Source organism: Gallibacterium genomosp. 3 (assembly GCF_001678475.1).
In the GTDB taxonomy this organism is placed as follows: domain Bacteria; phylum Pseudomonadota; class Gammaproteobacteria; order Enterobacterales; family Pasteurellaceae; genus Gallibacterium; species Gallibacterium faecale.
Map to the genome: position 1 here is coordinate 1 of NZ_JTJR01000016.1, position 11,426 is coordinate 11,426.

General features: G+C 37.9%; 16 protein-coding genes. All 16 read left to right on the forward strand.

Translation table 11 applies throughout. The features are described from left to right. The first annotated feature begins 545 nt into the window (after nucleotides 1-545). On the forward strand, nucleotides 546-770 hold the full coding sequence (locus QV06_RS04365; RefSeq protein ID WP_039150737.1) for a hypothetical protein: 225 nt from the start codon (nucleotides 546-548) through the stop codon (nucleotides 768-770). Continuing rightward, nucleotides 770-2,284, forward strand: coding sequence for a phage portal protein (locus QV06_RS04370; protein WP_065237105.1), 1,515 nt, complete (start codon nucleotides 770-772; stop codon nucleotides 2,282-2,284). The genes QV06_RS04365 and QV06_RS04370 overlap by 1 nt, the downstream gene beginning before the upstream one ends. Beyond that, nucleotides 2,229-4,247, forward strand: coding sequence for a ClpP-like prohead protease/major capsid protein fusion protein (locus QV06_RS04375; RefSeq protein ID WP_065237106.1), 2,019 nt, complete (start codon nucleotides 2,229-2,231; stop codon nucleotides 4,245-4,247). The genes QV06_RS04370 and QV06_RS04375 overlap by 56 nt, the downstream gene beginning before the upstream one ends. A 63-nt stretch (nucleotides 4,248-4,310) precedes the next feature. Further along, nucleotides 4,311-4,634 carry a DUF2190 family protein gene (locus QV06_RS04380; protein WP_065237107.1) on the forward strand — a complete coding sequence of 108 codons (324 nt, stop codon included), beginning with the start codon at nucleotides 4,311-4,313 and terminating at the stop codon, nucleotides 4,632-4,634. After that, nucleotides 4,627-4,932: a phage tail protein gene (locus QV06_RS04385; RefSeq protein ID WP_065237108.1), complete on the forward strand. Its 306-nt coding sequence runs from the start codon at nucleotides 4,627-4,629 to the stop codon at nucleotides 4,930-4,932. Before QV06_RS04380 ends, QV06_RS04385 begins: the two co-directional genes overlap by 8 nt. Before the next feature lie 3 nt (nucleotides 4,933-4,935). Then, the gene (locus QV06_RS04390) at nucleotides 4,936-5,463 is read left to right on the forward strand and encodes a phage tail protein (RefSeq protein ID WP_065237109.1); all 528 of its coding nucleotides are present in this window, start codon (nucleotides 4,936-4,938) and stop codon (nucleotides 5,461-5,463) included. Between the two features lie 9 nt (nucleotides 5,464-5,472). Further along, nucleotides 5,473-5,877, forward strand: coding sequence for a phage tail terminator protein (gene gpU, locus QV06_RS04395; RefSeq protein ID WP_065237110.1), 405 nt, complete (start codon nucleotides 5,473-5,475; stop codon nucleotides 5,875-5,877). A gap of 3 nt (nucleotides 5,878-5,880) precedes the next feature. Further along, nucleotides 5,881-6,537: a hypothetical protein gene (locus tag QV06_RS04400; RefSeq protein WP_065237111.1), complete on the forward strand. Its 657-nt coding sequence runs from the start codon at nucleotides 5,881-5,883 to the stop codon at nucleotides 6,535-6,537. A gap of 218 nt (nucleotides 6,538-6,755) precedes the next feature. After that, a complete protein-coding gene (locus QV06_RS04405) occupies nucleotides 6,756-7,145 on the forward strand; it encodes a Rha family transcriptional regulator (RefSeq protein WP_245174246.1) in 390 nt (129 codons plus the stop codon). Between the two features lie 11 nt (nucleotides 7,146-7,156). Next, complete coding sequence (locus tag QV06_RS04410) at nucleotides 7,157-7,570, forward strand: hypothetical protein (RefSeq protein ID WP_065237112.1); 414 nt, start codon at nucleotides 7,157-7,159, stop codon at nucleotides 7,568-7,570. A 44-nt stretch (nucleotides 7,571-7,614) separates the two neighbouring features. After that, nucleotides 7,615-7,851 (forward strand): phage tail assembly protein T, encoded by a 237-nt coding sequence (locus QV06_RS04415; protein ID WP_065237115.1) that lies wholly within the window; start codon nucleotides 7,615-7,617, stop codon nucleotides 7,849-7,851. A gap of 180 nt (nucleotides 7,852-8,031) precedes the next feature. After that, nucleotides 8,032-8,484: a hypothetical protein gene (locus QV06_RS11830; RefSeq protein ID WP_209435877.1), complete on the forward strand. Its 453-nt coding sequence runs from the start codon at nucleotides 8,032-8,034 to the stop codon at nucleotides 8,482-8,484. A 12-nt stretch (nucleotides 8,485-8,496) separates the two neighbouring features. Then, nucleotides 8,497-8,727: an NYN domain-containing protein gene (locus QV06_RS11835; RefSeq protein ID WP_209435878.1), complete on the forward strand. Its 231-nt coding sequence runs from the start codon at nucleotides 8,497-8,499 to the stop codon at nucleotides 8,725-8,727. A 276-nt stretch (nucleotides 8,728-9,003) separates the two neighbouring features. Next, nucleotides 9,004-9,162 carry a hypothetical protein gene (locus QV06_RS11770; protein ID WP_167348597.1) on the forward strand — a complete coding sequence of 53 codons (159 nt, stop codon included), beginning with the start codon at nucleotides 9,004-9,006 and terminating at the stop codon, nucleotides 9,160-9,162. A gap of 427 nt (nucleotides 9,163-9,589) precedes the next feature. After that, nucleotides 9,590-10,069, forward strand: coding sequence for a helicase (locus tag QV06_RS04425; RefSeq protein ID WP_065237113.1), 480 nt, complete (start codon nucleotides 9,590-9,592; stop codon nucleotides 10,067-10,069). Between the two features lie 465 nt (nucleotides 10,070-10,534). Continuing rightward, on the forward strand, nucleotides 10,535-11,426 hold an 892-nt coding region (locus QV06_RS04430), incomplete at its 3' end, for a phage antirepressor N-terminal domain-containing protein (RefSeq protein WP_065237114.1).

An 11,426-nucleotide genomic window follows, 5' to 3' on the forward strand; every position in this document is an offset into this window, starting at 1 on the left:
GCATTGATGTTCAGGACAAGGTAGTTATCTCAAGACAAAGCCCACTTACCAGTTGGCTTTATTATTAAAGCAGTAGATCATTTGTTGAATTAATTGACTAGTGCAAAAAAATGCAGTAGTATTTTCCATACTAGCCAAAGTGTAATTTAATTACATTTTGGCTTTTTTATTGGAATTTTTTAACCCCGATGGTTTTTAACTGTCGGGGTTTTTTATTTGGGAAAAATCTTTAAAGTAGTTTAAAAGAATTGAAGACATTAAGTTGTGAAAATAGAACTCACAACGCAATCGGGAAAAATAAACCCCAAGGCGTTTGCAGCACCTTGGGGTTTTTCATTTAATCATTAAATAGGAATGACTAAATAAATTATGAGCAATTATAGCAAAACAAAGTTAAAAATCCACCCAAAGGAGGGATTAGAAGTGGAAACTTATGCTAGCCCATTTATTAAAATTGCTATCGGCATCGCGATAATTTTGATTGCACTTGCTGTATTAGCATTAGGTATTACACCATTAATATCGGCATTGCGTTGGTGGTGATGATGAGCCTTTATACCATTGAAGAACTTAAACAAAAAATTCGCTTACTTGATGAAAAAATAGAAACCGCACAAAGCCAAGTGAGCTTCAATGGTCGCTCAGTTTCTTGGCAAATCAGTGAATTGACCAAACAACGTGATCGGTATCAAGTAATGTTAGATGAAATGTTAGCAACAAGTGGGCAGAAAGTGAAAAAGCATAGATTTAAGTATGCGAGGTTTATTTAATGAACTTTTTAGAAAAAACGATTGCAACACTGTCGCCACAATGGGCGGCAAAACGGTTTAAAAGCCGTTATGTACTCAACACTTATGAAGCAGCAATACCTAGCAGAACACATAAAGCTAACCGAGACGGACAAGGAGCGAATACCAATGTACGACAAAGTGCGGTGAGTTTGCGTGAACAGGCAAGAGCGTTAGATCAAAATCATGATATTGTAATTGGGATTTTGGATAAACTCGAAGAACGGGTAATTGGCTCAAAAGGCATTCATATTGAACCACAACCCTTAATGAAAAATGGTGATGTTCACGAAGCACTTGCGGAAAAAATCCGTAAATTGTGGGCGGAATGGTCGATCAAACCTGAAGTAACAGGATTGTATACCCGTCCTGCTCTTGAACGAATGCTATTACGCACTTGGTTGCGTGATGGCGAAGTGTTCGTGCAGTTGGTGAAAGGAAAAGTACCCGGTTTAACTCATGCTTCAAGTATTCCTTTTTCATTGGAAGCCTTAGAGCCAGATTTCGTGCCGATGAATACTGATGTGGCAAAAGAAAATTTATTACAAGGTGTTTATTTGAATGCGTGGCGTAAGCCAACAGGTTATCAAGTTTATTTAGATAATCCGCAAGAGTCGGGTAAGTTTTACGACAAAGTCAAAACTGTTTCGGCAGAAAATATGTTGCACTTGGCTTTTCGTAAGCGATTACATCAAATTCGTGGCGTGAGTATGCTGCATGGTGTCATTATTCGTTTAGCCGATCTGAAAGACTATGAAGAAAGTGAGCGCGTCGCTGCACGCATTGCAGCAGCAATGACAATGTATATTAAAAAAGGTGATGCTCAACTTTATGATGTAGATGACATAAATGAAAAAGATGAGCGGGTATTTGATGTTGCACCTGGTGCGGTGATTGATGATTTAAAACCAGGAGAAGATATTGGTTTAATTAATTCTAACCGCCCTAACACCAATTTAGAGAGTTTCCGCAATGGACAATTACGTGCTACTGCGGCTGGTACACGTTCAAGCTATTCCAGTATAGCCCGTGACTACAACGGCACTTATTCCGCTCAACGACAAGAGTTGGTCGAAAGTTTTGAGGGTTATGCGGTATTACAAGATACCTTTGTGGCGGCAATCTCTCGTCCAATTTATCGGGAATGGCTAAAAATGGCAATTGCTGCACAAGCCATTAATGTTCCCTCTGATGTTGACCCAGAATCATTGTTTAATGCAGTTTATTCTGGTCCAGTAATGCCGTGGATTGATCCAATCAAAGAGGCGAATGCATGGAAAGAACGGATCAAAGGAGGATTAGCAACAGAGGGACAAGCAATCCGAGCAAGTGGCAATAATCAAGCAGAAGTGAAACGCCAGCGTATTGTAGAAGTACGAGAGAATAAACAAGCAGGTCTTAAATTTGATACGGATTTGACCAATACACAAGGAATAATCAATGAAACGAAAACAAATGATACTCGCACCCGTAGCGATGATAAACAAGATGAATAATCAGTCTTGGTTTTCCATTAAAGCCTCCGCCAATCAAAGTGCGGAGGTTTTTATTTATGATGAAATTGGAATGTGGGGCGTTTCAGCACAGCAATTTGCCAATGAACTAAAAGAGATTGGCAACGTGCGGCAAATCAATCTCCATATTCATTCGCCCGGTGGCGATGTGTTTGATGGCATAGCCATTTATAACTTACTGAAAAATCACCCAGCGAATAAGACCGTCTATATAGACGGTCTTGCTGTGTCTATGGCTTCCGTTATCGCAATGGCGGGCGATGAAGTCATTATGCCTGAAAACGCAATGCTAATGATCCATAAGCCATGGGGCATTCAAGGTGGTGATGCAGAAGAACTGCGTAAATATGCGGACTTATTGGATAAAGTGGAAAGTACGTTATTGATGGCGTACACCGCGAAAACAGGCAAGTCCGAAGATGAATTAGCGGCAATGCTCGCTGTGGAAACTTGGCTTACAGGCAAAGAATGCGTTGAGCTTGGTTTCGCTGACAAACTAGCCGATCCCCTTGTGGTGATGGCTTCCATTCAATCTAAAAAAATAGAGGATTTTACTAATATGCCTAATGAACTCAAAAATATGTTGTTGAAGCCACAAGGCAACGCAAAAAATCAGAATGTGGCACCAGAACAAAATGCAGATCAATCACAAGCACACGAAAAGCCAGTGGTTAAAATGGTAGATAATACTGCACAAGTGCAAGCACAAATGGCACAACGAAATACGGCAATCAAGGCGGTATTTGCTCCATTTAACGGTCAATTTAATGATTTGTTAGTGGAATGCTTAGGTGATGTTACGATAACCGCAGAGCAAGCTAAAGATAAATTGTTGGCGAAACTCGGTGAAAACACCACGCCAAGTGTGTCACAAAACCATATTCACGTTGACAACGGTAATATTGTCGGTGATAGCGTGAAAGCCGCTTTGCTTACACGTGCAGGTTTTGAAAAAGCAGAAAAAGATAACGCCTACAATTCAATGACCTTGCGTGAATTGGCGCGTGCGTCGTTGGTGGATCGTGGCGTGGGCATTGCTGGAATGAATGCAATGCAAATGGTAGGCATGGCGTTTACCCACTCTACTTCTGACTTTGGGCAAATTTTAATTGATGTTGCCCATAAGTCAGTATTAAAAGGTTGGGAAGAAAGCAGTGAAAACTTTGAGCAGTGGACGCATAAAGGCACGCTTACTGATTTTCGTCCAGCTTATCGTGTTGGCTTAGGTGGTTTTGATAGTTTGCCACAAGTGCGTGAAGGGGCTGAATATACTTACGTAACACTTGGTGATACTGGAATGCAAGTATCTCTCGCTACTTACGGTGCTTTATTCAGTCTTACACGCCAACTTATTATCAATGATGATATGCATATGCTGACCCAAGTCCCTTATAAACTTGGTCAAGCTGCACGAGCGACTATCGCAGATTTAGTGTTTGCTCAGCTCTTTGGTGATCCTGTGATGAGTTACGACGGTAAAAAACTTTATGATGTTGCTCATAAAAATACGTTAACAGGTGCTGCAATGGATTTAAGTAATATTGATAAAGCTATTCAGCTAATGAATGCACAAAAATCTTTTGATGGTAAGCAGCTTGCGATTGAGCCAGATGTCTTACTTGCACCAACCTCACTTTATACTCGAGCAAAACAGATTCTTGGTTCAAGTTCAGTGGAAGGAGCGGATATTAATTCTGGCATTATTAACCCATTAAAAGATGTGGTGCCGGTGACAAAATCACAACGATTACAGGCAGAGAATGCGAAGATTTGGTATTTACTCAATAAAGATGCCATTGAAGTATCTTACCTCAATGGTGTTGAACAACCATTTATCGACCAACAAACAGGTTTTACTGTTGATGGTGTAACCACTAAGGTACGAATTGACGCAGGGGTAAATGTGTTAGATCACCGTGGTATTGTACGTGTAACTAATGCATAAAAATAAGGAAAACTGACCGCTCTTTTGGGCGGTTTTTTTTATTTAGTAATAAGGAAAAATATTATGGCGAAAAACTTTATTCAAAACGGCGATACTATTGATTTTGTCGCGACAAGAAATGTGAAAAGTGGTGATGTAGTGGTATTGCAAGATCTGATTGTGGTTGCAGTTACCGACGTTGTAAACAAAGCAACTGGCACAGGGATTGTCGGCGGTTTATGGCGCGTAAAAGCCAAACAAGCTGATGACATTAAACAAGGTGATGTGTTGTATTGGTCTGATTCAGATGGCGCAACCAAAACTGCTGCCAGCAACAAACGCCTTGGTATTGCGTGGACTGACTCAGGCACATCATCTGAAGAAGTTGATGTGAAAATCAATGCTTAACCCGTTTGAACAGGCGTTAGCGCAAGCAGATAAGGCGATAACAGATATCATGATGTCGCCTTGGATGATTGAAGGTGTTGTTTACCCCGCCACTTACGATGAAATGCCACAGCGTTTTGAAGGAATGTTGCAGCATAACGAAGAATATCGGGTAAACGGCACTAAGCGCACATTAACACTGTTTAAAGAAAGCGGTTATCGTCCACGTGTTGGTGACCGTGCGGAACAAGGGGATAAGCAGTTTTTGGTTAAAGCCTTTGAGTTGGTGGATCAACTGATCATTTTGCAACTGGAGTAAATAATGACGTTAGAGCAAGATCTCGCTTTAATCCGACGTAATGCGAATAAGGTGGTGAAGCAGCTTAATCGTCAAGCAGCAAAAACCATCAATCATTTGGCAACAAAGGCGCGCAATCAAGCTACCAAAAATGTTGCTAAAGACATCGGAGTGCCAGTGAAAACCCTAAAAGGCAGAACAAGGCAAAGCAAACATCAGCGTGCAACCGCTACCAAGCTGCGTGCGCAGTTACGCGTTAATGTATCACCATTGCCGCTAATTCGCCTGTTAGAGAGCAAAGCGAATCGGGTGTGGGAAGGGCGTGGCGCAATTATGGTGGGGAAATATGCGGTACAACGTGGTTTTATCCAAACCCTTGCTAATGGACGCACGCACGTAATGCAACGGGCAGGGAGTGCGCGCTATTCTATTGACGTGGTGAAAATTCCACTGCGCCAGCCATTGACTGCGGCTTACCAACAAGCCCTTAAAGATTATCCCACCGAATTACAGAAAGAATTGAAAGACCGCTTAAGTGCGGTCTTTTCTTAGGGAGAAAAAATGCTGATTCATAAAGCGATTCGAGAACAGATCGCCTTACAGCTACGAATGTTAAACCCTGAAATTAACGTTTGGGCTGGGCGACCAACCTTTATTGACTTAGACAATGAACCAACCACACTGGCGGTTTTTATTGACGATGCGCAAAGCGAGCCAACAGGGTTATGTGGTGGTGAGTGGGAGGCAATCTTAAATATTGCCATTTATCAACGATCAACCCAAGGTGAAGCTCCGCTCGACGAGCTGGCTGAGCAAATCGTTCAACATCTGGCGGAAGCCTTTGAAGATGACGAATTGGATACATTACAGCAATGTTATTTAACTGGGTATCACTATGAACAAGATGCGCAGAAACGGACTTGGTATATAGCAAATTTACAATATCAAATCATATATGGAGACTAATATATGGCAACAATGACTACCCCATTCCAGGGGACAAAATTCTATATCGGCACTGGCTTAGCAACCAAAAAAGCAATTACAGCATGTACTGTTACCCCAGAGGCGACACTTACAGTAGCAAGTAGTGGTGTAAAAGCAGGTGATTGTATTAAAGTATCGGGATTGGGTGCATTAGATGGCTACTATCCAGTCAAGTCAGTCCAAACCGACAGCATTACATTAGCAGATGAAGTGGATTGGTCAGCACAGGATAGACCAACGGATTTCGCAAAAGCACAGATTGAAAAAGTGACGTGGTCATCTAACTTTTGTGCGATTAAAAACATTGAAAAAGATGGAGATACACTTACTGAAGAAGATATTACGACAATGTGTAGTGAGGGAACAGAAACCGAACCAGGTGATATCGAGTTTGGTAGTGTAAAACTGACTTTCTTCTGGGCGCCAGCCACAGCAATGCAAGCAGATTTACGCAAGAAGTTCTACGGCAAAGAAACTTTCCCGTATTTGATTGTGTTCAAGAACAAGCAAGGATCGTTATATGGCACAGGTTTTATTCAAACCAGCACCAATATCAGTGGTGAAGTGAAAGGCAATTTTGAATCGGGTGTAACGATTAAGCCGTCTAAACGCGATTACATATTACCGGTTACAGCATAATTGGTAAATAAATCAGTAAAAAAAAGGACCGCTTGTAGCAATACAGGCAGTTTTTTTATATCCAAAAATAGAGGTCGTTATTATGCAACTTGCAAACCCTGAAAATTTTAAACAATTTGTACAAATTAAAAATCGTAAAGTGATGACAAATTCAGAGACAGTCGCAAAAGTTTTTTGGAAAATATCATCACCACGTTATTCGAGATATTCGAGAAATTTTGGAGGCTGGAGATGATGAATTTAACCGAACCAATTTTGGTTTGGTTGAATATATCGACAAAAAAGGTGAAAAGCGCCCAATGTTTGAAATGACAAAAGACGGTTTTATGCTTTTAGTAATGGGATATAGAACTAAAAAAGCAATGGCAATAAAAATTTCTTACATTAAAGCCTTTAATTATATGGCAGAACAATTAGCTAAAGGTGGAGCAACACTACTTGAACAATATTACCAAGCTATTGGTGAACACAAAGCGAAAAAGCATTTTGCCAGTTTATGTGGAAAAGGTTTGCGTGAATGGCAGGGTGAAAAACCTGTGCTAGAAGCAACAATCCGTATTATTGAAAACAAAATGCAAATTGAACTACCTCTTTTAACTAATAAATAAGGAAATTGACAGTGAATCAAGGTACACGTGAAACATTATTAGCGATTAAACCTACTCTAAAGCCGTTTGAACTTAACGGTAATACCTACTATATCCGCTCTTTTACAGTTGGAGATGTTAATCGTGAAATTTTTGAATATCAAAACTGGCTGAAAGCTCAAGCTATTGAGCAAGGTCTTGATCTCAATTTTGATGATGAAGAGCAATTAACTAAACAGTTAGAACCGATTGCGGACAAATATCGTCTAGCTCGTAATTTAGCGATTAAATTATGTGACGAAAATGGTAATAATTTATTTGATCCTGATAGTAGGGAAGATTTAGAGTCCATTTTAAAGTTAGATGACAGTGTTTTATCCGCATTTAATCAAGCAGAAAATGAAGATAGCCCAAAACACTCAGCGAGCGAAGAAAGTTCCAGTTAACTTTATCGCTTGCATTGGGAAAAACTTTAACTGAAATTGAAGCAATGCCCGAAAGGCATTTGCAAGAATATGAAAAATTCTATCAAGAACAACCTTTCGGGCTGTGGCGTGAAGATTATCGTACTGCACAAATCGCTTACTTGTTAGCGGCTATTAATAGCGACTATAAAAAAGAATCACCAAAATTCACTGATTTTATGTCGTTTTTCGACAACCAAAATACGGTGAAAAATAACCAAGATTTTGATGATGGTAGTGAAGAATTTTTAGCACGGAGGTAAGTAAAAAGTAATTAGTAAGATCTATATTGTATTTAAAAACTGGAGTTGTTATACTTAAAGTTAACAAACATAATGACTATACTTGTTATGTTTTTTTACATCCAGCCTTTGGCGAGTCGTTTCACTATTCCGAAATAGATGACCCTTAGGCTTTTTTATTATATGCAATATAGGTTCCGTATGAAGAGAAAAGTAGCTATTTTTGTTGATGCTGGCTTTTTTATCCGCATATTTACTTCTAAAGTTGATCCAGAAATGAAAATGTCTCCTGATAAATTAGCAAAAGAAATGTGGCGTTATTGGATTCGTCATGTTGATAGACGCAATGGAGAACAGCTTTATCGTATCTATTTCTATGATTGTCCACCATTGATGAATAAGGCTCAACACCCAATAACGGGGAAAGAGATTAACTTTGCTATAAGTGATATAACTAAATATAAACTTGCCTTACATAAAGCATTGTTACATCAGCCTTATGTTGCTTGCCGAATGGGCGAGTTAAGTGTTGACACTAAAACTGATTGGGGATTTATTCGCGTAGATGCAGTACATAACTTTAAAAAGTTGATTAAAGGGGAAGTAGATTATAAGCAGATTAATCCAAATAATGTATCTTTAAAGCCAAAATAAAAAGGCGTAGACATGAAACTTGGTATTGATATTACAAGTGTAGTTCTAAAAAAATTAGCAAATAAAATTATTTTGATTTCTGGAGATAGTGATTTTGTTCCTGCTGCAAAATTAGCGAGAGTGGAAGGAGCATATTTTATTCTAGATGCTATGGGAAGAGATGTAAAAGGTGATCTTGCAGAACATATTGACGGTTTGAAAACATTTATAAATAGTCATAAAACAAAACTAGAACATAGCTAATGATTGAATATTAACCAATCCTTAAATCGTGCTTTCATAGTTGCTCCTTTGTTGTTGTGGAGCTTGTAATATAAATACCGTGTATGAAGATGTAATCTGGTTAATATTATTTTGTCGATGTAGATCGCAAAAATAACAAAAAAGAATAGTTTTAAAGCCTGTTTACAAAGACAGGCTTTTTTATTGTTGAATAAATTAAACAGCAAACCCCGATTGCGACCAACAATCGGGGTTTTCTTTACCTCTTATCCAAGTTTAGCAAACTAAGGAGCAATTTTGATTAAGTATACACCAAAACATCAAGTAAAGGTAGGTGGAAAAATGAGTAAAGAAGGCGCAGATAAAGTTGGAAATAAATTAGCGAATGCTGCATTGATTTTAGCAACTTGCTTGGGAGTTAGCGCACTAATGATTGCATATTCTTATTTGATGTAGTAGCAGAAGGGATTTGTAAAATGCTAGAAATGATAGACAAATCGGATAAAGCAAGAAAACTTGCTTACGTGGTATTGATTTTATTTTTTATATTTTCAATGGCATGGATTAGCCCTAACTTATTAAAAGCAATTTCAGAATTATTATTGACGCTAAAAACAATCTAAAATCATTTACAACAAAATCAATTAGTATTAATATTTAAATCAAGGTGTCATAGCCTTAACAAGAAGCGGAAATCCGCACCCGACAGCATAGCGGTTTTTTTATACGTAAAATTTGTGTTTCTCCTTTTTCTTTTCTCACGAATTGAACGTACACATCTATCTATGCCGAGAGGGCGGAGAATAAAATACCTGAAAGGGGAATAATCCCAGCCGACTTCTTGCGGTTTACGAACCTCTTGGCACCAACTTAAGGATTAGAAGTGCAGTTTATTGAAACAAATGAGAATAACATCACTTATATTCATACCGAATTTAATATTGAAAATGTCACTTACTTAGCCATTTTTTCAAAAGATGATGAAACGTTATTTTTCTTTAATGATGACGAGAATATAACAAAATACATTCATCATCGTCAGGTGTATTCCATTAAATTTCTTGTGAAAGATTATCTTGAAATAGAAAATGACGACTTGTACGCTCCACCGCTGGATCATAACTTTGGTAAAAAACAAATTGCCGAATTAAAACAAAAACTTGAGGAAATTGTCTATCAACATTATGTAAGGTTTAAGCCAGATTGTTATGTTTTTGTGGGAGAACGTCCTTCATTAATCAGAATGTATAAAAAACTTTGTGCAAATCCGAGCGATTTTATGGTAAACTTTCAACCAATAACAGATTTAGGCAGTCATCAAGATTGTTTTGTGATCAAAACCCCATCCTACAAGGAGGAATGAAATGATGAAGAAAACGACCGCTGCCGAAATGAAAAAACAAGCAGCCCAAAAATTTAAAAAAGCGTATCAACAAGCGAAAAAGAATGGTACGTTAAAAGAAATTTCGGAATAACGCCAAAGAGCGATTATCATCGAAAGATGAGTTTTTTATGCCTTAGAGCAATCAACCCCGATCAATGAAAATTGGTTGGGGTTTTTCATTTGACAATCCCTATATTCTTATTTAATATTTATATCAAGGTGCTTCAAAACGCCTTGTAAAATATATATAACCGTTATTCACTACGTTAATGTGATTTTTTTGTATCTGAAATTTGTGTTTTCCTTTTCTTTTCTAGCTAATTTCAATACAAAAATAAAACTCAATCTATGGATAGGGTGGTGAGGAAATAACCAATACCCACGCCGTCGTTATATCGGTTTTGAACACCCTATCCGCCCAACCTATTCAAAAGGAATATAACAATGAACACTCAAATCTCTACCCAAACAATTACTTTCTATGATGCAGAACTTATTACTTTAAAAGTTGAAGATGTTATCTATACAGCTGTTAAACCTATAGTTGATGCATTGGGACTATCTTGGGGAACGCAACAAAGAAAGCTAGAAAATTCAAAAGATAAATTCAGTTGTACTCATATGAAAACAACTGGTTCAGATGGAAAAACTTATGAAATGCTCTGTATGCCAATTCGTAAATTGAATGGTTGGTTATTTAGCATTAATCCTGAAAAAGTTAGACCGGATTTAAAGGATCGTGTTATTAAGTATCAAGAAGAATGCTTTGAGGCTTTATACAATTATTGGTTTAAAGGTAAAGCGGAGAGAACTCAAACAACAGTAGATGATCGCACAGGCTTACGAGATGCGGTTAATATGCTAGTCAGCAAAAAGGGATTAATCTACTCTGATGCTTATAATCTTGTTCACCAATATATGAATGTAAAAAGTATTGATGAAATTTCTAAAGTAGATTTACCGAAGGCGGTAGCTTATTGTCATAAATTAGTTTTAGAAGGTGAACTAATTATAGAGCAACCTAAAGCTGAAAATTTTAGTTTAACAGCAAATGATGTTGTAGAGTTAGCTTGGTGCTTATTCTCTGCAAAACAACAAAATGATTTATTACAAATGTTAGTAAAACCTTTAGATGAAATTAAATCTGGCTATTCTTCAGAAGTTTACACTTTTGCGAGCGAATATCGACATTGTTGGCAACTATCGTTTCCAATTTTGGATAAATTGGTAGCGTTAATAGACAAATCAACTTCAGATACAAATTATAAACGCATTGTGATGCACTTTAAAAAGATTAGAGATGATCTTAATAAACCCGCATTGATGTTCAGGACAA